This window comes from Bartonella sp. OC16QHHD (assembly GCF_042194035.1).
Taxonomy (GTDB): domain Bacteria; phylum Pseudomonadota; class Alphaproteobacteria; order Rhizobiales; family Rhizobiaceae; genus Bartonella.
The window spans coordinates 44,525-69,157 of the sequence record NZ_JBHIMJ010000079.1 but is presented as its reverse complement, the minus strand read 5'-3'; the positions used below and the strand labels follow the sequence as shown (position 1 = coordinate 69,157).

The following is a 24,633-nucleotide window of genomic DNA, read 5'->3' as shown; positions in this document are numbered from 1 at the left end:
CTGGATTTGTTGGAAAGTAACACCTAAATGTTGACCTAATGTTTTTTGAGACATTTTTAGCATTTTTCGTCTCAAACGAATTTTTTTGCCAATGAAAATGTCGTTATCAAGATTTTTGGCTCGCATTTTAAAGCCCCCGCCGGTTGCGAGCGCCCTCGCGTTGGTATTCCGGGAGTTAAAAACACTGAGTCCGAATCAGCCTTTTTGCTTTTAGTGCTTAAAGCACCTGGACAGAGCAAAATCTCCCGGAATTTCTATAAATTTTATCTTTTTGAAGCAGAGAGGAGTATTTTAAAAAACAGGAAGGAGCTTTATTGCTTCTTTGTGCGCTTTTTCTAGTTGTGTCTTGTCCATGCCTTGGAGCATTATTTCAAGATCAGGAGCTTGCATTTTTGCCTCCTTTGCAAGCATATACCATGCCGCTGCCATTATTATATCGCCTTTTGTTCCTGTGCCATCTCGATAAAGCCTTGCAAGGGAAATCTGTGCTGGTGCAATCATGTTGACGGCATTTCTGTGAAGTAAATGAAAAGCACGCTGAAAATCTGTTTCTCCTCCACGCCCTTGTACAAGCCATTGTGCTAAATGAAGTTGAGCTTTTAAGTGGTTGTTTTGAGCTGCTACTTCCATGAGCTTGCGGGCATTGTGATCATCTTTTGGTCGTTTTAATGTGCCTAAGGAAAGAATTTTTGCAGCAGAAAAAGCCGCTTCAGCATCCCCAAGAGCAGCACCTTTTAAGTACCATTTTAAGGCTTGCTCTATTGCTTCATTTTCACGACTTTGGGAAGAAACACCAGGGAGAGCTTGTTTTTCCTGTGAGGCTTTATAAAGAAGCAGTTGTCCATAATAAAAATAGGCTTCCTTGACGCCTGCTTTGACAGCTTTTTGAATGAATTGCGCACCAAGTTCTTGATTTTGTTTTATAAAGTGACCATCAAACAACATAAGTCCATAGCGTAGTTGTGCTTGGGGTTCCCCCTGTTTTGCGGCGCGTTCAAACCATAAAGCAGCACGCGCACCGTCAATAGGAACAGCACATCCTTCCATATAAATTCGGGCAAGAAGAGTTTGTGCAAAAGGATCATTTTTTTCAGCACGTCGGAGTGCTTCACGAAAAGCTTTTAAATAATAACCTTGGATGTAATAGTCATAGGCTTGGTCATAGTCTCCAGCTTTTAAGGGCTGAAAAGGTTCTTGAGTGTTTGAAGCTTCTTGAATCGTATTGAAAGAGCTTTCAGAATTTGAGATTTCTTCAGTGTTTCCCGCTGAACTTACAGCAGAACTTGCAAGCCCAATCACGCCTAAGATAAGCAGCTTCACGCTTCTCTTGATCATGGTGTTTTCTCCTCATTACCGATCAGAATTTTCACATTTTTTTTTCATCATTACAAGCCGTATAAGAATTTCATTTCTATATTACTTTTTATCTCTCAGTTTTTCGTCTTGGTTCAAGGTAGGGTTGGGTAAGTTAAAAAAGTAGCATAAATGTCGACGAGAGACAGACTGTTTAAAATAGTTCTGTTAAAAATAATAATGATGAAGGGTTATCGTATATAAAGATGCTTATCTTCTATTATATCAAGGGCTTCTCCTCTTAAAATGAAAAAATGCTTACAATGGAGGTTGCTTTTTAAAATACGTATGAATGCTTATGAATAGTGCGCTATCCGTGTGATGTTAGCTTGCATTCTCATCAGAGATCAGCTGTAAAAAGGCTTTCTTTTTTACCGTTGTGAGAGTTCTAAATCTTTTGAGCAGCAGGTATTCCTCTGTGCTTGATGCGATTTCATCATGAAGGTATGCGGGCTGTTGTTTTGTTAAGATATCGGCATAAAAAAAGGAAAGTGGAACATTCAAGATATCAGAAATTTCTTTTAATCGCCCTGCGCTGACACGATTTAAGCCGTTTTCATATTTCTGGATTTGTTGGAAAGTAACACCTAAAGCGTGTCCTAAAGTTGTTTGAGACATTTTTAGCATTTTTCGTCTCAAACGAATTTTTTTGCCAATAAAAAGATCAATATTAAGATTTTGAGATTGCATTTTTCCCCGCCGGTTGCGAGCGCCCTCGCATGAGTATTCCGGGAGTTAAAAGCACTGAACTCAAATCAGCATTTTGCTTTTAGTGCTGAGAAGCACTTGGACATAGCAAAATCTCCCGGAATTCCGGGATACCCACAGGAGTGGGTAAATTCATGTTTGAGTTTTTCAGGCTTTTAATCCCTATTGGTCGTTGCGTATGCGACCAAAACATCTTTTAATTCATAAAGTAATTTCAAAAAATTTACAATAAAAATTAAAATAGTGTCTCTTAACGTGTCGTTTTTTAAAATGGAGGGGTGGTATGTTTTGCATTCAAGCAATAAAGTGTTACAAAGGGGACTTTGAATAGTGCACGCTATCGCGTTATATTAGCTTGCATTCTCTTCAGAGATCAGTTGTAAAAAGGCTTTCTTTTTTACCGTTGTGAGAGTTCTAAATCTTTTGAGCAGCAGATATTCCTCTGTGCTTGATGCGATTTCATCATGGTGGTATGCGGGCTGTTGTTTTGTAATGATATCGGCATAAAAAAAGGCAATGGGAACATTCAAAATATCAGAAATTTCCATTAAACGCCCTGCGCTGACACGATTTAAGCCGTTTTCATATTTCTGGATTTGTTGGAAAGTGACACCTAAGTGCTGACCTAATGTTTTTTGAGACATCTTCAACATTTTTCGTCTCAAACGAATTTTTTTGCCAATGAAAATGTCGTTATCAAGATCTTTGGTTTGCATTTTAAAGCCCCCCGCCGGTCGCGAGCGCCCTCGCATGAGTATTCCGGGAGCTTGAAAGTACTGAAATCTAATCAGCTTTTTTTGCTTTTAGTGCTTAAAGCACCTGGACATAGCAAAAACTCCCGGAATTCCGGGATACCCACAAAGTGGGGTAAATTCATGTTTAGATTTTCGGGCTTTCAAGACCCTCTTGGTCGTTGCGTATGCGACCAAAACATCTTTTAATTCATAAAGTAATTTCAGGAAATTTACAATAAAAATAGTTTTTTACTTACAAAATTTGTTTTTTAATGAGAGGCTATCTGCCTCTTAAACCTCTCTGGAATGATTACCAAAATCATGACAACAGCCCCCGTGTTTTTTGAGAGGGTTAAAAAGCCTTAAGTTTTAAGATCAAAAGAACTTTGGACGCTTAAAAGTTAAACATTTTCAATTCGCTAGTATTGACAACATAGCCAAGAGTAATTATCTTCAATATTCAGGAATAGAAAGGACATATGTTATAAAGATCACCCTTTCTCTGCTAATTTCAGAGTTCGAAACCATTGAACAGGAAAGCAGCTACACTGCATGGCTGCGCGATAAGGTAGCGAGCAGTCTTGCAAATCCATATCCTCCTATTCCGCATGATGAGGTTATGGCTGAAATGGAAGTTATAATCAGTCAGCTTGAAGCTGAACAGGACAAGTGATGCTTCCGGTTGTTTGGTTGTCTTCGGCGCGCGACAATTTGCGTCAGATGTTACCTATATTGCTCGCGAAAATCCATCTGCTGCGCGCCGAATGAAAAGGTTTTTGGAAGCATCCGTACTGCCATTGGCTGAACATCCATATTTATACAGACAGAGTGAGAAGGTATTAGGATTACGAGAAATTGTAGCGCATCCAAATTACCTTATATTGTATCGAGTAGCTGCAAATCAAATCGAAATTGTAGCTGTAGTACATGCCCGACGTGAATTTCCTATTTTTCTTTAATCTAATCAGAGGCTATCTGCCTCTTAAACCTTTCTGGAACGATTACCAAAATCATGACAACATCCCCGCGTTTATCAAAGAGACTAAAATGATTTCTTCCATGGTAATGAATTTCGGTCTCTTCATTAAAATTTGCACAATCGCTTGCTGTTTGAAGAAGGGTGGGGGTGGATCGTTTCTTTGAGCCTATAGGATGTGTGTGTCTGTGGAATGTGGTGGGGTGTCTTGTGGTTTTGGGCGTGCGCTTTAAAAAATAAACATAAGCATTATTCAAATTTAACGTGATGCTGTAGCAAATTTTTTTGCATCTAAATTGTAGCCGGCTTCACATAGTCGATCAAAAAGATCCGGAAGTGTTTCTTTTACGTGTTTTTTAAAAGGAATGTATTTAAGCCCACCAAAATCTGAAGGGAGTTCAAGGTCTTGTTTTTTTAGAATAGCGACATTTTTGCGAGAAAGTGCAGCGGTTAACATGCCCATTTCAAAAATAACGTTTTGTCGTGCACGAAATTGTTCTTTTTTTTCCTTGTCAGATCTAGCATAGCCTATATCATCGGGAGTAAATAGCACAATACCAAATCCTATAGAATCGTTACAAGCTTCTTTTTCCAAAATTTCAATGAGGGTTAAACCATTACCACCAGTATTTTTTAAGATGTATGGTTCGAGACCAAGCCTGCGAAGAATAAGTTCAAGTTGCTCTAGAGCAATATGGTCATGGCCATGAACGATAAAGATTTTTTTATTTGAAGGATTGGAAGCAGTTTTTGAGGAAGGAATCGTTGATGTTTCTTCTAGATGCTTTGCTAAATCTTCTGTTAGCTTTTGTTTTATGTTTGCGCTGCCTTGAACTTGAAGTTTTCCTGTGCTTTTAAACCAATTAGTAGTGCCTCCTTCGGAGGTTTTGATCTGATATCCTTCAGGGGATGGATGTGATAGAGGTTTAGTTTCTTTGATTTGATATCCAGCTTTGCGAATTATGTTTTTAAGATCTTCAAGTGTTCCGCTATATTGCATTTTTATGTCCCCTGCATATTTGTATCGTCAGCTATTGGTATTCAGTACCAATATTGAAAATGACCATTTTCCCCAATCACAATGCTTTGTCTTTATAAGACATTGAACGAGAAAGTTTCTATGATCCTTTTTTCTATATATTATATGAAAAAAGACGCTAGTTTTTTTTATCAATTTGATTGAATTATTAAGCAATTTTATTGAGTTTCGAGGTATTCTCTTTATCTGTTATTGTGTGTTCTATATAAGTAATATAGTAGTGAGTGTTTGGATTTTTATTAACGCTTTATTTATAAATTCTCCTCCTATATTACAAGGGGGTGTTTTCACATTTTTCTTGCATTGTTTTAAGCAGTATTAAGGGGTTGTCGTTCCCAAAAATCACTTCTTCTACAGCAATGAATTCACATCCAGTCTTTAAGACTTCATCAAAGGTTGAAAAATCGCTTCCTGCTTGGATAATGGCGGGGGTTTGCATAATTTCTGCCCACCATGTTGCTAACTGTAGATTGCGGGGGTGCGCTTGGGGTTTTTTATCAGCCCCGAGTTTTCCAAAGAACAGGTAATCAACACCTGTTTCCGCTGCAAGCATAGCACTATGGCGATTGCGTAAATTGCCAAAGCCTATGATTTTTTGTTCCTTTTGCTGATTTTTGAAGCTTTCAAGAGCGTTAAGATCATCTTCTATGTGCAATCCATCAGCCTTTATGCGCCCAGCAATGCGGCTTTCATCAGCGATGAGAAGGGCTGCGTCATGATGTTGAATATCTTCTGCGTAAGTTTGCGCTTGTTGTTGTAAAAAAGAGCCATCATCTTTCAACTTTTCAGAATCATAGAGGATGACGCATGCAAAAGACTTTGTTTGCAAAATTTGCTGCAAAAATGTTTGTGGGGTGTTGCGCCGAACATCGAGTGTTAAAATCAACTGAGGGAAAAGAGGTGGATCAATTGGTTTATTTTTTTGTTCTGTCATGTCAAATCCCTGTTTCTTAGAGAAAAATAATGCTTAAAATTAAAGTTTCATTCTATTATGCTTATTTGCGATGAAAGTGACTACCATTTTCACGTAATTTAAAGGATTTGTGGGTGTGTGGGAGCCTGCTTATGAGAAATGAAAGTGTTTTTAAGCATAATATGTCGCCTTTTTGCTGTGATACACGTATGGATGCTTTTCGTTCTTTTGCCTTTAAAAAACTTTTGCCTTTTAAAAAATAAACGCTTAAAATGAAACTTGATACTTAAAAATTAAAATTTCATCCTGTTCATGCTTGTTGGCAATAAGGGTAAGCACCATTTTATGGGACTTCAAGGGGGTTGCAACGTGTGGGAGTCCACTGATGAAATACCAAGGTATTCTTGAGCATAATACTCAACCTTCTCATCGTGATACACGTATTGATGTTTTTCGTTCTTTAGCCTTATTGACGATTTTCATCAACCATATTCCCAGAACGATCTATGAGTCTTTTACTCATAGAAATTTCGGTTTTTCTGATTGTGCAGAAGTGTTTGTTTTGCTTTCAGGGATTGCTCTTGGGTTAAGCTTTCATGGACGGTTACAGCAAAAATCCTTTGCTTTTATCATCCGAAAACTGTGGTACAGAGCTCTGCAGCTCTATGGCGCATATCTTTTTACTACTTTTGTCACGTTAAGCCTTTTTTTTTGCTGCCTTTTTATTATGGCGAACAGAAAAACTTTTATCAATGAACAATATGAGACTCTTTTTTAAAGAGCCTGGTATCGCATTTTTGAGTACCTTAAGCTTTGGGCATCAATTGGGATATAATAATATTCTTCCTCTTTATATCGTTTTGATGTTTTTTGCGCCTTTTATCCTTTATTTGAGTTGTAAACAGACAAAGTGGCTGCTTTTGGGTTCGTTTACGCTGTATCTTATCTGCGGATTTTATAAAATTGCTCCTCCTTCTTATCCTTTAGAAGGAAAGTGGTTTTTAAACCCTTTGTCTTGGCAATTCTTATTCGTCATAGGATTGACCAGTACTTTAGCGCTTAAACAAGGAAAAACAATCGCTTTTCAGTCTTTTTGGATTGTTTGTGCGGCAGCGTATCTCTTGTTGGCGCTGTTATGGGTTCGCTTAAACTGGTGGGGCATTTTGGGGTGGCTTGGCTGGTCTTCCCCATTGTTGAACTTTAATAAAACCTTTTTAAGCTTGCCACGTTTACTCCATGTTCTTGCATTAGCCTTTCTCATTCTTTCTTTGCCGCATGTCAATAAATGGTTTTATGTCTCTCCAAAACATCCTTTAGCAATTTTAGGAAAACATAGTTTACCGGTCTTTGTAACGGGAACCATTTTTGCGATGTTTGGACAAATTATAAAAACAGTGATGACAGAAACGTTTTTTTCCGATACCTTCTTAATAATAACGGGTATTGCTTTGCAATTTGGAGTCGCTTATTATTGTGAAAAACGGCAATCTTGGCAGTGGTCCTTTTCAAGGAAAATGATCCGTTTATAAAAAACATTCCTATAGTGTTTGTTGGGCACGTTAACCTTAGTATAAAAAGTGCGTTGCGCAAAAAAATTAAAAGAGGTAGCAGTTTTAAAAAAAAAGCGTTCTATACAGCAACAAAAGAAACTTTTTAATACTCTGTTCGTTGAGGGGTATGATTTTGTGCTGATACTTGGAGTATAAAAGCGTGAGTGTACATAAACGTCCATATGATGAACCTATTATCATGATTGAGCATAATGCTTTTGAAAATGCTTTTAATCGTCTCTACGAAGAAACAATGGCGCTGATTGAAAAAACCGCAGCGTATATTGACTCAGAAGGGAAATTAGTGGCACGCTCTCTTTCGGCAGAGGTTTCTGCAGTCTATGCGAAAGAGGCTATGTATTTAAGTACACGACTTATGCAAATCGCTTCTCAACTCCTTCTTCTTCGCGCAGAGCGTGAAGGGGAAATGTCATCAGAACAAATAAAAAAAGAAATTGTAAAAGTGTCACTTCATACACCGACATTGGAACTTGAAACCCCTCATTGGCATGAATTGCCAGAAATTTTTCGCCAATTTGTTTCTCATTCATTGCGTTTAGAAGCGCGGATACAGTATATGCGTGCTGGGTGGGAAACTGCGGACTCCTGTGCTCTAGAAGATGATAACCCTGTAGGAAAACAAATCGAATTGCTCAAAACAGCCTTTGGGCGTTCTTAGAGGTATTCCCTTGCTTTGCGCGAAGGGGAAATGTCATCAGAACAAATAAAAAAGCAATTGTAAAAGTGTCACTTCATACACCGACATTGGAACTTGAACCCCCTCATTGGCATGAATTGCCAGAAATTTTCCGTCAATTTGTTCTCATTCATTACGTTTAGAAGCGTGCATTTTGTTTCATTTAGAGATGCTGCTGTAGTTTAAGCGCTTTGGTCAATAAGCGGCGGCTATATTTTGAACGATGATAATCCAGTGGGAAAATAAATCGAATTACTGAAAACAGCTTTTGGGCGTTCTGAGAAAAATAGCTCCTTGCTTCTTTCTTGCGATATTTAGAGCAATCTACCCATTTTTTACGACCAAAATGTCACAACTAAAACCAATTTAGAGTGCTTTTTTCTGCCTAATTTCTATTTGAGCGTAGGAAATATCTTGAGTTTATAGCTGAGAGAGGGATAGGTATTGATTTCGAATTATGGCATGGAATAGGGTATGGTTGGTCTTTGTGGGAAATCGACTTTGGTTGATTGCAGCTAGAACACTTTCTGTTGATCTATCGTGTGATTTTGTTTTGGCTATGATAATGATTAGACGCTAGATAGAGCAGGGGCTTGTACATTAATTTATTTATGCTCTATAATTTATGCCTATAAAGCTGCTGTAAAGTGTGTGTTAATGAGGATAATACACATTGTTGCAGTTTTGGGGCTTCTTTTGTTTTGAATGGAAGTTATTTCCCTCGCGTAAAATAAAATATCCAAAATCAAAGTGCCATATAAAGTGCTATATAATGAATGCCTCAGGGATTCTCTGTGTCCCATGCAATGTCCCTCTCTATGCAATGTTCCTCTTTACGTAATGTCATTGTGGTGTGATGGGTATATTCAAAAACACTTCTCAGTTCTTATTCACATCCGTTGAGCCTCTCTCATTTTTACGCTTGCAAAATATTTGCCAGTCCTCAATGTTGTGACAGCCCTTGGCTCTTGAGACAATTCATTAGAGGCATTTTTAGTCCTTTCTTGTACAGTTTCACTCTATACGGCAATCCCACGTTTCATATGTAAGCGAATGGTTTTGATTGATTCAATATAAACAGATTTGTAATGAGAAAATCTTAGGATATTCGGGATTCTTATGCAACATACAAAATAATTAATTATCATTATAAATCAATGCGTTGATTTATAATGGTAGCGTCATGCTATAATGTAAAAAGTTTTCGCAAAGTGTGTACCATCCATTGCATAGCCTCTTTACACTTAATGAATGTACAATCCAGCACTCTCTATTTGCTCGCTTGCGATGTTTAACCGTTATGGCATTAGATATGATATAGAAAGGGAATTTTTATGCTTTAGAGGGTGCTTGCTTGTAATGTGTGAATGGTTTTGATTGATTTCAGTTATGCTTCATAAAGTGTGTTCTATAAAGATGCTGTTCGTTGCGTGTTATAATTGTATAAATTTGGGGGTATGATTATCTTTTTACTGGTTTTGTCTTGGGTTGCTGTTTTCTTTGTGGTCTTGTCTTTATTCACAAGGGGGAAAAGTGTATAGACTGTAGTTTATGGCAGAGACGATTCGTATTATAGGCATTGATCCCGGATTACGGCGTACAGGGTGGGGCGTTATCGATGTTGTCGGTAATCGTCTTCAGTTTATTGCAGCAGGGACGGTTTCTTCTGATGTACAGTGTGAGCTGGCTTCCAGGCTATGTCAGATCCACAAAGGTCTTTCAGAGGTTGTGCATCAATTTATGCCCCATGAAGCTGCTGTAGAACATGTGTTTGTCAACAAAGATGCTACAGCAACTTTAAAACTTGGGCAAGCGCGTGCAATTGCATTGCTGGTTCCTGCGCAAGCAACTCTTCCTGTTTTTGAATATGCGCCCAACAAAGTGAAAAAATCGGTTATTGGTGTTGGACATGGGGCTAAAGAACAAATCCATATGATGGTCAAAGTTCTCCTCCCACGGGCTGAATTTGATAGCAGTGATGCAGCTGATGCTCTTGCTCTTGCTCTTTGTCATAGTATGCATCGTAAGAGTGTTGACCGATCTTATCAGGCAAGGATGGCGATATGATTGGGGTGAAAGCATGATTGGCAAATTAAAGGGCACCCTTGAACATATCTTTGATGATCATATCCTTCTTGATGTTCACGGTGTGGGGTATGTTGTTTTTGTGTCAAATCGTCTGCGTCCTTCTTTACCCTCGGTTGGGGAGGCGTTAAGCCTTTTTATTGAAACGCATGTTCGGGAAGATGCAATCCGCCTTTTTGGTTTTGCTACAAGAGCTGAACAGGAGTGGTTTTGTCTTCTACAAAATGTTCCTGGAGTAGGGGCAAAGGTTGCTTTGGCAATCTTGGGTACTTTATCGCCAGATGAACTTGCACAGGCTATTGCTTTAAATGATGTTGCGATGATTAGTCGAGCGCCGGGCGTTGGTAAAAAAGTCAGTGAAAGAATTGTGGGTGAACTGAAAAGTAAAACACTCCCCTTTGAACAAGTGGTCAAGACTGTTTCGGTGCCTCAGCGTGAGATGACCAATCAACCTGCGCATGATGCGCTTTCCGCGTTGATGAAGCTAGGGTTTGAACGGGAACATGCATCCCGTGCTCTTGCTCTTGCGATGAATGCTCTTGAGGGGGAAACTGTTTCTTCTGCCCTGCTGATCCGCCATAGTCTCAAATTGCTTTCTTCTCCTACTTAAAATCAAGGTAACAATGCATAAAGATGAAGATAAACGCCTTCTGGGTTCCGCCCCCCTTCCTAACGATCCAGATCGTTCCTTGAGGCCACAAGTTCTCGATGACTTTATTGGTCAAGAAGCGGCACGGGCTAATTTAAAAATATTTATTGAAGCAGCAAAAACACGGCAAGAAGCGCTGGATCACGTTTTGTTTGTAGGACCACCGGGGTTAGGAAAAACAACGCTTTCACAGATTATGGCAAAAGAATTAGGCGTTAATTTTCGCTCTACTTCAGGGCCGGTCATCGCTAAAGCAGGGGATTTAGCCGCTCTTTTGACCAATCTTGAAGAACGTGATGTCTTGTTTATTGATGAAATTCATCGCTTAAATCCGGCGATTGAGGAAATTCTTTATCCAGCCATGGAAGATTATCAACTTGATTTGATCATTGGGGAGGGGCCGGCCGCACGCTCGGTGAAAATTGATCTGGCTAAATTTACTTTGGTAGCGGCAACCACACGTTTGGGGCTTTTGACCACGCCGCTGAGAGACCGTTTTGGCATCCCAATTCGTCTCAATTTTTATACTATAGAAGAATTGGAATATATTGTGCAGCGTAATGCACGACTTTTTTCCGTCAAGATCAGTGATGATGGAGCTCATGAAATTGCACGCCGAGCACGGGGAACCCCTCGTATTGCCGGACGGCTTTTACGGCGCGTTTGTGATTTTGCTTTGGTTAAACAAGCAAAACAAATTGACCAAAAAATCGCCGATGAAGCGCTTTCGCGCCTCGAGGTCGATTATCTTGGTCTTGATCCGCTTGATCGTCGCTACTTGCTCCTGATTGCGGAAACTTTTTTAGGGGGACCGGTGGGGATTGAAACAATTGCTGCTGCTTTATCAGAACCACGCGATGCCATTGAAGATATTGTTGAACCGTATTTGCTCCAACAAGGGTTTATTCAAAGAACTGCTCGTGGACGTATTCTAACTGAAAAGGCTTGGAGCCATTTAGGGCTTTCTGCTCCAGCCTCTACAACGTCTATACAAAGGCGTTCTCAACTTTCTGGTGCTCAAGAGAATTCATCACTTCAGACATCTTTATGGGATGGGGAAGATGACTAAGACATTCTCTTTATTAAAAGAAACTATGTGAATATTTTATAGCAAGTTCATAAAATACAAGAGACGTGCCTTCTTTTAGCATATTCTGGCTAAAAAGGTTTGGCACTATTAAAGATTTTTTGCTTTTGCTTTTCACAACTTCAACACAAAAATGTGTTCAATCTTTTGATTGATAGATAATTTGCTATATTAGATGATTTTATGGGATATGAAGTCGATGACAGAAATAACACCTTTTAAGAGCAATCATACAAACGCTTTTCATAATTTTCAGGTCCGCGTTTATGTTGCGGATACAGATTTTTCCGGTGTAGTTTATCATGCGCGTTATCTTGAATTTTTTGAACGAGGACGTTCAGAGTTTTTACGGGATACCGGTTTTAATAATAAGATGTTAGCAGCAGGGGGTGAGGGGGAAAAACTATTTTTTGTTGTTCGTCATATGGAAATTAATTTTTCAAGACCAGCTAAAATTGATCATCTTTTAGTCGTTAAAACACGTGTTACTCATATCCAAGGGGCCCGCTTTTTTATGGAGCAATCTATTTTGCATGAGATGACCACGTTGGTAACAGCCAAAGTTGAAATTGCTCTGATTAATGAGCAGGCAAAACCGCGACGTTTACCCAAAGAACTTTTTGCAAAAATGCTTGGTTAAAAGTGTTATTCATTGAATTAGCAGTTTCAGGAAAGATCAGCAGATATAAAGTAATCTACAATCTAAGATTATACATTTATCATAGCCTAAATGTTTTCCAACAAGGTTACACGATACAGCAAAAGAAAGCACCTCTGCTACAATAACTACAATAAATTGAAGATGATATCCCACAAAATTAAACACGCCTTATCCATGTTATGATTCAAAATCAATGTCGCCTCATCCATTTTCTGCTATAAACTCAAGATATTTTTCTTTCTTTTGAAGAAAGGTTTTTTGGTATCAGAAAGCAGCGAAAAAGTACAAAATATAAAAAAAATAAAAATGGATTAAGATTTATTTTTATAAAAATGCACATACCCAGCACAATATTGCAATAAAGTGATAATAAGCTATTAGGTCGAAAATTGTCTCAAAACACCTAAAGGGTGTTTTTAAGCAATTTGATTTGTTTTTTTACTGGATTATCATTTGGCATCACAAAAGCGCGTGTTTCATCCATTTCTATCCATCATGCATGACTTTATGTGCTATAATGCGCGATTTATGTGCGCTTCTAAACGTAGTGAATGAGTGAGAGATCAATGTATGCAAAGCAGAAATGCATTCTTGCATTTAAAGTTTCAAAAGCATATTATTCTATATAATATATTGACTTAGAAAGATAAATTATCACTTCTTACGGGCACAAACCCTAATAGAGGAATAGAATAAAATACTTTCATTTCAAATCTGTTCATGTTGAAACAATTAAAATCATTTGCTTACACATCATAAGAGAGCAATATAAATTATTGAAAAAATTGTAAAAATGTTCCTTATGGATCATTCTCAATGCAATAACGATCAAATATCGCAAGTGAGCAAAGAGAGCGAAGAAGCCGGTTTTCATAAAGTAAAGATGTGAAAAGGCTTTTTTCATATCACAGAAACTTGTACGTTACACCATGATGCCAGAGAGATGATAGGGATTGAAAGGGGTAAATTCACAACACAATGAGATTACATGAGACTTACACTAGATTATATAGGACTTATAATAGGGGTGTATGGGTGAGGCGCATTGTTGTGAGGCATTTTATGGTGGTTTATTGTCGTTTTTTGTGCCCGATGGTGTACCCCGTATTCAATTCGATGGAAAATGAGAGAAATAATAGCCTGAGGCAAAGCGTCATCTTTTATGATGATAACATATTTATTTACAATGATAATTCATTGCGTTGTCACTTTCAGATAATTCTGAAACTTGTAAAACTTTTTCTTTTCAAGCTCTATTGCCGAGAATTAATCAAAAACATTTTCTTACATGTCACAAGCGGAGTTGGTGAGTGGATACAAAAACACTTAAGAAAGGAATAAAATACCTCTTACGAATCTTTTCAAGTGCTAAGACTTATTGCAGCATTTTAAGCTAGAAACGCGTATGATGATTTAGCGTTCTTTTCATAAGCGTAAAGATGGTGGTGCATAATAGATTTTATATTATGCATTTTTATATCTTTTATTTTTATAGCATTTATGGAGAAGTCCTTATCGTTATATTTTTCATAAATGCTGTTGTGAAATGAGGGGGGCGTGCATTGAGGGATGTCTCTCGTCATCACTTTTTAAGGAAATTTAAGAAACAAGTCTTGTTTTAGCGCATGGATTTATGTGAAACTAGAGTCTTTACTTAAATTTAGAAACTATAAAATAATCTGTTTTATAAAATTTTAAAAAATGCATCTTTCATTTAGAGGGACAAAAATTATGCCGCATGTAGAACTAACGAATCCAGAAACAATTGGAATGTTGCATTTGTTTATGCAAGCGAGTTGGATCGTGAAAGGTGTTATGATCGGGTTGCTGCTCGCTTCTATCTGGAGTTGGGCAATTATTTTTGATAAAATTTTTACGTATCGGAGAATACGGCGTGAAATAAAGCAGTTTGAACGCACATTTTGGTCTGGCAAAGCGCTAGAAGATCTTTATGCATCATGCAAAAGTCAACGTACCAATAGTATATCCGCAGTTTTTATGGCAGCAATGGTTGAATGGAAAAAATCTTTTGAAAAAGGGACCCATACATCGAAAAGTTTGCAGAGCAGAATTGATAAGGCTATGGATTTGACGCTGGGACGTGAAAGTGAAAAAATAGAATCAAAATTAAGTTTTCTTGCGACACTGGGATCTGCGGGACCTTTTATCGGACTTTTTGGAACAGTTATTGGTATTATGGAGTCTTTTCTTTCTATTTCAGCTTCTCAAAATACATCACTTGCCATTGTCGCGCCAGGGATTGCAGAAGCGCTTTTGGCAACCGCTATTGGTTTGTTTGCAGCAATTCCAGCTGTTATTGCTTATAACAAGTTGACTCATGAAAGTGCGCGCATCATTGCACAAATAGAAAATTTTGCCGATGAATTTTCAACAATTGTATCGCGGCGTATTGATGAAACACGCACAGCACCTTCCTCTTTATAAAAAGGATCTTATCCCATGGGCGTTTCTGTTGCTTCTTCTTCTCGCAAAAATACACGTAGGCGGCATCATTCACGAAGCCAACTGATGAGTGAGATCAATGTCACTCCTTTTGTGGATGTCATGCTGGTCTTGTTGATTATTTTTATGGTCTCTGCTCCCCTTTTAGTGAACGGTGTTCCTCTAGATTTGCCTCGTAGTCAAGCGGGTCCCATACGAGCTCAAAAAACACCCCTTACGGTTTCACTTGACGCGCAAGGGCGCTTTGCCATTAATCAAGATTATTATGAAACGTCACAGGCACTGATTGCACACCTGAAAACTCTTCTGGAAGCAGATGCTACACAAAAAGATCAACGGGTTTTTGTGCGGGTTGCCAAAACTGTTGAATATCAACAAGTATTAAAACTGCTGGCGGATATTCAAAAAGCGGGGTTTTCTCAAGTTGCGTTAGCAAGTTTAGCACAATAAATAATAAGTAATAAAATTGTGCATAACCGGTTGTTTTTAAGATGTTTTTAAAAGAGCATAGAGTGATTAAAAATGAAAAAATGTAAGGCATAAGTAAGGCATAAAGAATGAACAAAGACTCTTATCATAGTATGAAACGAGGCTTGGCTTTATCCCTTGTGGTCCATGTCATTTTTCTCAGTTGGGGAGCTATTCAGTTTACAAGCTCTGTCTCTTTACCACAACCATTGGAAGCAATTCCCATCACTCTTGCTCCTTTAGTGGACGAGTTTTCTTCTCAACAAGGAGCCGTGAAGGCTCCTATCCGTGCAATCCCTGCCATAAAACCAACTATGCAACCACAAGAGAAAGAAGATGCACGCCATATTGGAGAGGGACAAATAGATAGTCTGGCACCGTTTCAACCAAAGGAAAAGCTGCGTCCCGTTGAAACAGCATCGCCACCATCAAGCGAGAACACATCAGAAACATTTGCACCCGAACTTACAAAACCAGAATTATTAGAAGCAAAAACAGAGGATGCACCCAAGGTTGCGCCTGAGATGCCTTTGGAGGCACCGGAGGATGCACCCAAGGTTGCGCCTGAGACGCCTTTGGAGGCACCAGAGGATGCGCCCAAGGTTGCACCTGAGATGCCTTTGGAGGCACCACCGGAGGATGCACCCAAGGTTGCGCCTGAGATGCCTTTGGAGGCACCACCGGAGGATGCACCCAAGGTTGCGCCTGAGATGCCTTTGGAGGCACCAGAGGATGCACCCAAGGTTGTGCCTGAGATGCCTTTGGAGGCACCGGAGGATGCCTCTAAGGTTGCGCTCAAGCCTGCGCACAAAAATGAAGAAATGATATCGCCAAAAGAATTGGCTCCAACGGTCCCAAAAGTACCAGCAGAGCAGATTGTTCATCAAGCGCCCAAAATTGTACTTCCAGAAAAATCTCTTCTTCCACAGTTTAAACCAAAGTTTGACGGAGAATTTCCAAAGAAGAATGAGGCTGCACTGAATCAAAAGACGCCAAAGCTTAACAAGAAAAACCAAGAGAAACAGACCATTGAAGATATTTTAGCTCTAGAGGAAAATAATTTGCTCAATCGTGCGCGGTCACAAGGAGGGGGAGCAAAACGTTCTCATATACCAGAAGCTTTGGGTGCAAGAAAAAATATTAATGATACCACAAAAATGGCACAAACATTGGTCAATATTGCGGGGGGATGTATTCAACAGAAGCTTAAACTTGTGGCGCTTGGCGGCGATTTAAAAAATCGTCCGGTCGTGCGGTTGCGATTTTACTTAGACCGTGAAGGGATGGTTGTGGGCGACCCTATCATTGATCCCGTAAGCGGCCTTGAGAGTCAACAAGCTATTATGATAAGGCAGGTGTATGCTGCTGTCTTTTCATGCCAACCTTATGCAGATCTCCCACGTGATCAATATGATCTATGGGGGCAAGGTTTTGACTTTAATGTTGATCCCCTCCAAGAAATAAGATGATAAACGAGAAAAAAGCGCTTAACGAAAGGACACATTCCATGATGACTATAACGAGACATAAAGTTTTTGCTTGGTTTATTGTCACTTGTGGGTTGTGGCTTTCAAATATTTCATCGGGTTATGCGCAATTGAAAGGAACTATTTCGAGCGCTGATTTTAATCCCATTCCCATTGCAATTACAGACTTTATTTCCAATGATTCGATTGGGTTAAAAATATCTGCTGTGGTGACAGCCGATCTTGAACGGTCGGGGCTTTTTTTACCGCTTGATAAAGCAAATTTTTTTGAAAACATTTCTAATCCTAATAAACAACCGCATTTTGCTTCTTGGCAGAAAATAAAAGCGCAAGGTTTAGTTACTGGGCAAGTCATGAGAGAAATCGATGGACGTTTGAGGGTCGATTTTCGTTTATGGGATGTGTTTGGACAAAGACAATTGAAAGGACGGCGTTTTTATACCGCGACAGAACGTTGGCGGCGTGTGGCACATATGATCGCAGATGAGATCTATAGTGAAATGACAGGAGAAAGTGGTTATTTTGATACACGAATTGTTTTTATCGATGAAACAGGCCCCCAAAATGCACGCATTAAACGCTTAGCAATGATGGATCAAGATGGCGCAAATTTGATTTATATGTCTGATGGAAGTGAATTGGTGCTTACACCGCGTTTTTCCCCAAAAAGACAAGAAATGACCTATATGGCTTATGAGGACAATCAAGTACCTCATGTTTATCTCCAACAAATTGAAATGGGGCAAAGAGAGTTGATCGGAACGTTTAATAACATGACAATTGCTCCACGTTTTTCTTCTGATGGACAAAAAGTTATCATGAGTTTGTTACAAAATGATGGGAGTGCCAATCTTTACACTATGGATTTACGAACCCGTACGATGACGCGACTTACAACAACTTCTGCTATTGATACTTCTGCTTCTTATTCACCGGATGGAAAACAAATTGTCTTTTCTTCAGATCGTAGTGGAAAGCCGCAAATCTATAAAATGAATGCGGATGGGAGTGATATTCAACGTATTTCTTCAAACGATGGGAGTTATTCAACACCTATTTGGTCTCCACGGGGTGACTATATCGCCTTTACAAAACAATTAAGCGGACAATTTTCTATCGGTGTTATGCGCCCTGATGGACAAGGAGAACGAATTTTAACCACAGGGTTTCACAATGAAGGACCAACGTGGGCCCCCAATGGTCGTGTACTGATGTTCTTTCGCAAAAATCCCGGTATGGGACCAAAAATTTATACGATTGATATTACGGGACGCAATGAACGACAACTCCCTACCCCCAATGATGCTTCAGATCCAGCATGGTCGCCTTTGCTCAATGTACAGTAAAACAAAATGCTTAAAAACAGAATATAGAAGGAATACAGTCTCAAGTTTACACAATCTCAATAGTTTTTAAATTATTTAAAAGAAGGAATTGATTATAATGGGCATGGGGAGTTATGTAGATTTCATCTATCATCTATGGTTGTTGATCGATAATGGAATTTCCTTGGGGGAAAATGCTTAAAAAAATTCAAAACAAGACCTTGAAAAATAGAGTCGAAAATTCTGAGGTCTCTAGAGTTCAACTTTTTATTCAAAGTGTCGCTATATTTTTTTAAACTTCCTCTTCGATTTTGTTTGTGAAGAGTCCGGACTCTTGTCAGGGGGGGGGCTGTTGCTCTCTGATGTGTTTTATTCAAGTACGCGGTTGTTTTAGGTCTGAATATTGATTGATCGGTAAGAGCAAAAGGACAGATTTTTAAGATAAATGACGTTATTTTAGAAATATACGATGCCATAAAGTTAATGCCATAAAGTCAAAAATTTATCTGCAACGGATTAGAGAGATGTACCGGCTTTTTGTACAATACTTTGCTAAAAAATCAGCTCTGGCTTTCCATTTGCTTATTTTTATTCTGTGATGTTGTAAAAACACTGCCCTTTGAGGTGTGGGGATATAGGGCGTATAAACCTCCTTGATATATTCTAAGTGTTTTTTAAGTGCGTAGCGAATATTTAGGGGAATGCATGTTTGTTGAGCCTTAAGTTTCAAGTGAATTTCATGAGTAATTCGTCATAGGAATACGTCAAGAAAACCCCAATTGTTTAGAGGCTAGATCATTTCATTACTTGAGGGTGGGGAGAGGAGGTTAATTTTAAAGAACAAAAAGATCAAATAGAGAGGAATATAGGGATAATCTTTGGGGCATGTAAGAAAGGCGTAAGGCTACAGAGTTTTGTATGCTTTCTTTTTGGGATTATGTTTTCTGCGATTGATTGTGGTTTTTTGTTGCATCAATGGCTTACCCCGCGATTGATGCGGGGCTTTTATATGTGCGGATAAAGAGGAGGGGTGACAGATGCTTTTGAAGCCCTCATGAATGAAGAGAGGGCTTATGCAAATGATGGGAATTATACAGACAATTTTGCCAAAATCTCATCACTGACATCAAAATTTGCATAAACATTTTGCACATCATCATCTTCTTCTAATGTTGAAATTAGTCGTAAAACGGACAAAGCTTTTTCTTCATCTATTGGTGCAAGGGTGGTGGCTTTCCAAATCGTTTTAATCGATTCTGCTTCACCAAGTTTTGCTTCAAGTGTTTTGGAAACTTCACCAATATCTTCAAATGCGCAGGTAATATGATGTCCGGTTTCTTCTGATTGCACATCTTCGGCACCGGCTTCAATTGCTGCATCCATGATGTTATCGGCTGTTCCTGCTTCTGGCTTATAGATTATTTCACCAATCCGATTAAACATGAAACTGACCGATCCTGTTTCCCCTAAGGCTCCTCCTGATTTTGTGAAGGCGGCGCGCACATTTGAAGCGGTGCGGTTGCGGTTATCAGTTAAAGCTTCAACAATGACGGCAACGCCGCCTGGTCCATAGCCCTCATAGCGTACTTCATCATAATTTTCGACATCGGTGCCTGACGCTTTTTTAATCGCGCGTTCAATATTATCTTTCGGCATCGATTGTGCTTTGGCATTTTGAACAGCCAGTCTTAAACGTGGATTCATGGCTGGATCAGGAGCACCTTGTTTTGCTGCTACGGTAATTTCGCGCGCAAGCTTAGAAAATATTTTCGAGCGCATTGCATCTTGACGCCCTTTACGGTGCATAATATTTTTAAATTGTGAATGTCCTGCCATAGTTTTCCTTCCTATTTGAGGGCTTTTTTGCCAGTTGGATACTCCTTAGAATTTAAGGCGATAAAGCACGCATCCCACCAGAATAAATGTGCCACAGCATGAGGTGAAATAATCGAATAAACCCTTTATAAGAAAATTCATCTTAAAGGTAAAGACACCTTAGTTGAGGATCATTACAAGAGAGATCTCTTGTCGTTAAGCAAAAATAACGCTATAACAGAATGTAAGCTCATAGCAAAATGGTTTATTCCATGCCGCGCTTTGTTTTAGGAGTGGTTGGAGAGACCTAAATATATAAAAAAGTTCCAGTGCTCTTGAGTGGGCGGTAACCTGCCTCATAGAAGAGGCGCAGAAGAGGATTTATAAAAATGGCAACGCAACTTTTGATGCCCAAAGCAACAGCTGTTTGGTTGGTTGATAATACAGCTCTTTCTTTTGATCAGATTGCAGAATTTTGTAAATTGCATGTCTTGGAAGTAAAAGCTATTGCCGATGGTGATGCGGCTTATGGTATTAAAGGTTTAGATCCGATTAGTTCTGGGCAATTGACGCGCAGTGAAATTGCACGGGTGGAGGCTGATCAAAACGCACGCTTGAAAATTTCTCAATCGAGGGTGCATATTCCTGAAAAAAAACGTAAAGGGGCGCGCTATATCCCTCTTTCTCGACGCCAAGATCGTCCCAATGGTATCCTATGGTTGGTTACAAACCATCCCGAGTTGAAAGATGCACAAATTGCACGGTTGATTGGGACAACAAAAGCGACAATTGAACAAATCCGCCTTAGAACCCATTGGAATAGTGCAAATTTGGTTCCTCTTGATCCTGTAGGGCTTGGTTTGTGTTCGCAAATCGATTTAGATTTTGAGCTCCAGCGTGCGGCGAAAAATCGCCCTGTTGCTGCAGAAGAAGATAGGTCGTTGCTTCCCGCTTCTGTGACGGAAAACGCTGCTCTAGAGGAAAATGAGAGTGAAGACAATCTGCATAAGACTTTTGACGCTGATAAAGTTTTTGCAAAGCTGAACGCGCTGCAAAAAAATAGTCAAAATCAAGATGATGCATAAAAAGCCATGACGCATAAGGGAAACATTTCTTATGGAAATGTTAGAGGAATGGCTGAAGAGAAGAAAAATTGGCAGAGACTTAAAAGTAAAAATAAGGACGAAAAAAACAGAAAAAATTTCGTCTTCATTAGGAATTAACGGTTATTCTTAAAAATATTTTTAAGAATTGACCCTTCTTTACGAAATTCAAGGAGAAACGGATTATGCGCTCTACCAAAAAAACCATCTCTCATTCCTTAGCTATCCTCTTTCTTTTCTCACTATGCCTGGGTGGGTGTGGCAAAAAAAATGTTGGTGCACTTAACGGTATGAATGGCGCTTATATGAATGATGCTGGTTTGAATCAGGTGTCACCAGGCTCAGGACAAGAATTTACGGTTAATGTGGGTGATCGCGTGTTTTTTGGTCTCGATTCTTCTTCACTTGATGCTGATGCTGAACGTATTTTAACGCGCCAAGCAGAATGGTTGCTTCATTATCCTTATTATTCTATTATGATCGAAGGTCATGCTGATGAGAGGGGAACACGTGAATATAACTTGGCACTTGGACAGCGCCGTGCTGTTGCTGTGCGAAACTATTTGGTGTCTCTTGGTGTGTCCGCACAACGGATTCAAACAATTTCTTACGGAAAAGAAAGACCTGTAGCAGTATGTGATGATATTTCCTGTTGGAATCAAAATCGACGTGCTGTGACAACGTTGAGTGACATGAATAGTCATTAAAAAGAAGATTGTTTGTTTCAACTATTCAATAAGCTCTTAAGGGGAAAAAAGAATGTATCGTAAAATCAATTGGAAAACACTCTTTTATATGGGGGTTTTCATAGCTTGTTCTACTTCACTTGTTCAAAGTGCGGCACGAAAGGCTTCCGAATATCCTGCACATGATACGGATAAAGTTGATGCAGTTGATAAGGCAACTGATGACGTGAAGAAAGCACCTGAAGCAGCCGATAAAGCAGCATCTGATGCAGCGGAAAAAGCCACTGACGCTGTTAATAAGGCTGTCGATGCTGTGAAGAAAGCACCTGAAGCAGCCGATAAAGCAGCATCTGATGCAGCGGAAAAAGCCACTGACGCTGTTAATAAGGCTGTTGATGCAGTGAAAGAAGCACCTGAAGCAGCCGATAAAGCAGCATCTGATGCAGCGGAAAAAGCCACTGACGCTGTTAATAAGGCTGTCGATGCTGTGAAGAAAGCACCTGAAGCAGCTGATAAAGCAGCATCTGATGTGGTGGAAAAAGCTACTAGTGTTGCGGAGCACCAAGGGATTATTTTAGAGAATCAACAGGCTTTATTTAAAGATTATGATTTAGATAAGCTTTTGCATAAGATACGAATGGTGCTTGAGCATAACAGTCTAAAAAATGTTAACAAGCAGTTTCACGAGCTTTTTGATACAGAAGCCTCTTCTGTTTATTCTTGTTCTTTTGAAAAGTCTGCTGTAGATGAAAAATCTCAGACTGTAAAAGAAGAGATGGAGCAGGACCATAGTACAGGTGATCAGACAAAGGTTGCTGCTGTGGAAGCTAAGGTGGAGAGCCATGACCATGAAAACAGTCAACCTTTTAACAAAGCGCATGAAGTAGGTGCTCCAATTGAAGCACATCAGAGTGACAATCTTTCTTCTTCTAAAGCTTTGTATAAGAAAGGGTATGATTTTATTCGTTCTGCCAACTATGTTGATGCTGAAAAAAGCTTTTGCGCTTTTCAAAATCGTTACAAAAAAGATTCTTTGAGTGATGACGCTTTATTTTGGTTGGCCGAATCTTTGTTGGGGCAAAAACGCTATCATGAAGCAGCACAAGTTTATCTTACCGCATGGTATGCAGATAAAAAGAAGCTCTATACCTCCGAGATTTTGCTGAAATTAGCAAGAAGTATGGTCGCTCTTGAGCCAAATAAAGACGATTGTGCTCATTTTGTGAAAAAATCAAAACGTCAACAAACATTAGCATCTGTTTTTTGTAAACCTGCAAAATAAACAGCGAGGTCGTTTTTGGTGTGCGTTAGACTGGCAAGAAATCTCTTTAAAACATCGGATTTTATTCAATGTCAGAAGTTGATTCTTGCCGTCTCAGGGGGAAGTGATTCTTTGGCTTTGATGTTTTTGGTCAAAGAGCATTTGGAAACTCTCGCATTTCCTCCAGAAATGATTGTTGTCACGGTTGATCATCAATTGCGTAAAGAATCGATGCGTGAGGCAGAAACTGTTGCGAAAATTTGTCGTGTCCATGATATTCAACATATCACTGTGCGATGGGAAGGCGAAAAGCCAAAGACGCATATTGCTTCCAGCGCGCGTGTTGCACGCTATGATCTCTTGGTTAAAGAAGCACAAAAACAAGGCGCATCACTTATTATGACGGGGCATACACTCAATGATCAGGTTGAAACTTATCAAATGCGGTATCAACGTCTCCAAAAGAATAGAGGTGCTTTATATAGTGAAGCTGTTGCCATGCGTGATGGAGTTTCTGCGGGCGGTTTTGCTGGTATTTTGCGCGGTGAAGCTGTTGCTATGCGTGATGAGGATCATACCAGACAAACAAGAAAAAATATTGCCGAAAAAAACTATGGTCCCCTCTATGAACGTGGTTTATCTTGTATTCCGCGTGAGGCGTTGTTGCATAGAAAAGTGCGTTTGATTCGGCCACTCCTTGGTGTAAAACGCCAAACATTACGGAATTATTTACGCTTACAAGGACAAACATGGATTGATGATCCAACCAATGAAGATCGCAATTTTGAACGTGTGCGCGTGCGTCAATCTCTTTCTCCACAAAAATTGGCTTATATTGCTCAAAAAATAAATGAAGCCGCATTGCAGCGTCGTCAACAAGCAAAAAATATTGCTGATTTGATCTTAGCGCTGGATATTACTGTCCAACATGGGCGTTGTTTCATAGCAAAGCCTGCGCTATTTTTACAGAAACATTCCAGTTTTCCTTTCGTGGTGGGGCTCTTTGCTGTGCTGATGGGAGGGGGATTTTATTTACTCCCCAATCAGAAATTAAGCATGCTTGTTCAAAAACTCTGTCTCGATTCTCCAGAAAAGAAGCGTTTTACTTATGCGGGCTCTGTTATTGAATATAACAAGCAGGGAATTTCTTTGTGGCGTGAAGGGCGAAATATGAAAGAGGCTATCGTTGAGCCAGATAAAACTTTTATATGGGATAGGCGCTATCATATCACAAATCATGGATATGAGGCTATAAAGGTTGGAGCCGCAAATTTAGAACAGCTGAAATTTTTATTAAAAAATAGCGATTTTGAGCTTGAAAAGCCTCATTTTCCCTCTTTACAATCGCTGCTGATGATTTCAAATCATAAAGGGTATGATATTCCAGAGTTGATTTCTCAAGCAGTTGTTCATAAACATGTTATCGTCAAGCGGATTATGGCACCTTTCGATTGGCTTTCCTCACGAGAAGATGCTGCCTTGGTGAATGTTGTGGAACCTTTTTTTAATATTGAGGTGAAAAGATAAAGGAAAATTACTTTAAAAGAAAATAAACAGCTTCTCATCCCTTGGC

21 protein-coding genes and 3 pseudogenes are annotated in these 24,633 nt (G+C 39.3%); 17 read left to right on the top strand and 7 right to left on the bottom strand.

All coding sequences use genetic code 11. The annotated features are described in order from the left end of the window. From ACFIK1_RS07655 to ACFIK1_RS07640, 4 genes and pseudogenes are all read right to left on the bottom strand, one after another. Positions 1 to 126, bottom strand: a pseudogene (locus ACFIK1_RS07655) (transcriptional regulator); the annotation flags it as partial. Positions 127 to 291: 165 nt separating this feature from the next. Continuing rightward, the gene (locus ACFIK1_RS07650; protein WP_375633431.1) at positions 292 to 1,335 is read right to left on the bottom strand and encodes a tetratricopeptide repeat protein; all 1,044 of its coding nucleotides are present in this window, start codon (positions 1,333 to 1,335) and stop codon (positions 292 to 294) included. Positions 1,336 to 1,677: 342 nt separating this feature from the next. Next, a complete protein-coding gene (locus ACFIK1_RS07645) occupies positions 1,678 to 2,043 on the bottom strand; it encodes a helix-turn-helix domain-containing protein (protein WP_375617863.1) in 366 nt (121 codons plus the stop codon). 368 nt (positions 2,044 to 2,411) lie between these two features. Then, positions 2,412 to 2,813 (bottom strand): helix-turn-helix domain-containing protein, encoded by a 402-nt coding sequence (locus ACFIK1_RS07640; RefSeq protein ID WP_375634419.1) that lies wholly within the window; start codon positions 2,811 to 2,813, stop codon positions 2,412 to 2,414. Positions 2,814 to 3,219: 406 nt separating this feature from the next. On the opposite strand from ACFIK1_RS07640, the gene ACFIK1_RS07635 reads away from it, so the two are divergent. After that, positions 3,220 to 3,468 (top strand): antitoxin, encoded by a 249-nt coding sequence (locus tag ACFIK1_RS07635; protein ID WP_375662508.1) that lies wholly within the window; start codon positions 3,220 to 3,222, stop codon positions 3,466 to 3,468. Further along, a complete protein-coding gene (locus tag ACFIK1_RS07630) occupies positions 3,446 to 3,754 on the top strand; it encodes a type II toxin-antitoxin system RelE/ParE family toxin (protein WP_375627984.1) in 309 nt (102 codons plus the stop codon). The genes ACFIK1_RS07635 and ACFIK1_RS07630 overlap by 23 nt, the downstream gene beginning before the upstream one ends. Positions 3,755 to 4,030: 276 nt before the next feature. Here the strand turns inward: ACFIK1_RS07630 and ACFIK1_RS07625 are convergent, their stop codons facing one another. Further along, positions 4,031 to 4,771, bottom strand: a complete 741-nt coding sequence (locus tag ACFIK1_RS07625) for a TIR domain-containing protein (protein ID WP_375636475.1) — start codon at positions 4,769 to 4,771, stop codon at positions 4,031 to 4,033. Positions 4,772 to 5,081: 310 nt separating this feature from the next. After that, positions 5,082 to 5,744, bottom strand: coding sequence for a thiamine phosphate synthase (locus ACFIK1_RS07620; protein WP_375662507.1), 663 nt, complete (start codon positions 5,742 to 5,744; stop codon positions 5,082 to 5,084). Between the two features lie 364 nt (positions 5,745 to 6,108). Between ACFIK1_RS07620 and ACFIK1_RS07615 the strand changes: the two are divergent. From ACFIK1_RS07615 to tolB, 11 genes and pseudogenes are all read left to right on the top strand, one after another. Then, positions 6,109 to 7,252 (top strand): annotated as a pseudogene (locus tag ACFIK1_RS07615) (OpgC family protein). 181 nt (positions 7,253 to 7,433) lie between these two features. Then, a complete protein-coding gene (locus tag ACFIK1_RS07610) occupies positions 7,434 to 7,952 on the top strand; it encodes a DUF1465 family protein (protein WP_375662506.1) in 519 nt (172 codons plus the stop codon). Between the two features lie 12 nt (positions 7,953 to 7,964). Next, a pseudogene (locus tag ACFIK1_RS07605) lies at positions 7,965 to 8,216 on the top strand (DUF1465 family protein); the annotation flags it as partial. Between the two features lie 1,305 nt (positions 8,217 to 9,521). Then, positions 9,522 to 10,037 carry a crossover junction endodeoxyribonuclease RuvC gene (gene ruvC, locus ACFIK1_RS07600; protein ID WP_375633424.1) on the top strand — a complete coding sequence of 172 codons (516 nt, stop codon included), beginning with the start codon at positions 9,522 to 9,524 and terminating at the stop codon, positions 10,035 to 10,037. Between the two features lie 13 nt (positions 10,038 to 10,050). Further along, positions 10,051 to 10,665, top strand: coding sequence for a Holliday junction branch migration protein RuvA (gene ruvA, locus ACFIK1_RS07595; RefSeq protein WP_375636471.1), 615 nt, complete (start codon positions 10,051 to 10,053; stop codon positions 10,663 to 10,665). Positions 10,666 to 10,678: 13 nt separating this feature from the next. Then, positions 10,679 to 11,773, top strand: a complete 1,095-nt coding sequence (gene ruvB, locus ACFIK1_RS07590) for a Holliday junction branch migration DNA helicase RuvB (RefSeq protein ID WP_375662505.1) — start codon at positions 10,679 to 10,681, stop codon at positions 11,771 to 11,773. Positions 11,774 to 11,990: 217 nt separating this feature from the next. Next, a complete protein-coding gene (gene ybgC, locus ACFIK1_RS07585; RefSeq protein ID WP_375642891.1) occupies positions 11,991 to 12,431 on the top strand; it encodes a tol-pal system-associated acyl-CoA thioesterase in 441 nt (146 codons plus the stop codon). Between the two features lie 1,752 nt (positions 12,432 to 14,183). Beyond that, on the top strand, positions 14,184 to 14,897 hold the full coding sequence (tolQ, locus tag ACFIK1_RS07580) for a protein TolQ (protein ID WP_375662504.1): 714 nt from the start codon (positions 14,184 to 14,186) through the stop codon (positions 14,895 to 14,897). Between the two features lie 15 nt (positions 14,898 to 14,912). Next, entirely contained in the window at positions 14,913 to 15,365 is a 453-nt protein-coding gene (tolR, locus tag ACFIK1_RS07575; RefSeq protein ID WP_375633421.1) for a protein TolR, read from the top strand. A gap of 107 nt (positions 15,366 to 15,472) precedes the next feature. Further along, on the top strand, positions 15,473 to 16,852 hold the full coding sequence (locus ACFIK1_RS07570; RefSeq protein WP_375662503.1) for a cell envelope biogenesis protein TolA: 1,380 nt from the start codon (positions 15,473 to 15,475) through the stop codon (positions 16,850 to 16,852). Positions 16,853 to 16,890: 38 nt separating this feature from the next. After that, entirely contained in the window at positions 16,891 to 18,216 is a 1,326-nt protein-coding gene (gene tolB, locus ACFIK1_RS07565) for a Tol-Pal system beta propeller repeat protein TolB (RefSeq protein WP_375655037.1), read from the top strand. A gap of 1,068 nt (positions 18,217 to 19,284) precedes the next feature. On the opposite strand, the gene ACFIK1_RS07560 is transcribed toward tolB, so the two are convergent. After that, on the bottom strand, positions 19,285 to 20,031 hold the full coding sequence (locus ACFIK1_RS07560; RefSeq protein WP_005774608.1) for a YebC/PmpR family DNA-binding transcriptional regulator: 747 nt from the start codon (positions 20,029 to 20,031) through the stop codon (positions 19,285 to 19,287). 368 nt (positions 20,032 to 20,399) lie between these two features. Between ACFIK1_RS07560 and ACFIK1_RS07555 the strand changes: the two genes are divergently transcribed. The 4 genes from ACFIK1_RS07555 to tilS all read left to right on the top strand — a co-directional run bounded on the left by ACFIK1_RS07555 (position 20,400) and on the right by tilS (position 24,587). Further along, positions 20,400 to 21,095 (top strand): DUF1013 domain-containing protein, encoded by a 696-nt coding sequence (locus tag ACFIK1_RS07555; protein ID WP_375634428.1) that lies wholly within the window; start codon positions 20,400 to 20,402, stop codon positions 21,093 to 21,095. 203 nt (positions 21,096 to 21,298) lie between these two features. Continuing rightward, positions 21,299 to 21,820 carry a peptidoglycan-associated lipoprotein Pal gene (gene pal, locus ACFIK1_RS07550; RefSeq protein WP_375628006.1) on the top strand — a complete coding sequence of 174 codons (522 nt, stop codon included), beginning with the start codon at positions 21,299 to 21,301 and terminating at the stop codon, positions 21,818 to 21,820. 52 nt (positions 21,821 to 21,872) lie between these two features. Continuing rightward, the gene (locus tag ACFIK1_RS07545; protein WP_375662502.1) at positions 21,873 to 23,081 is read left to right on the top strand and encodes a hypothetical protein; all 1,209 of its coding nucleotides are present in this window, start codon (positions 21,873 to 21,875) and stop codon (positions 23,079 to 23,081) included. Positions 23,082 to 23,099: 18 nt separating this feature from the next. Beyond that, positions 23,100 to 24,587 (top strand): tRNA lysidine(34) synthetase TilS, encoded by a 1,488-nt coding sequence (gene tilS / locus ACFIK1_RS07540; protein WP_375662501.1) that lies wholly within the window; start codon positions 23,100 to 23,102, stop codon positions 24,585 to 24,587. Positions 24,588 to 24,633 lie beyond the last annotated feature (46 nt).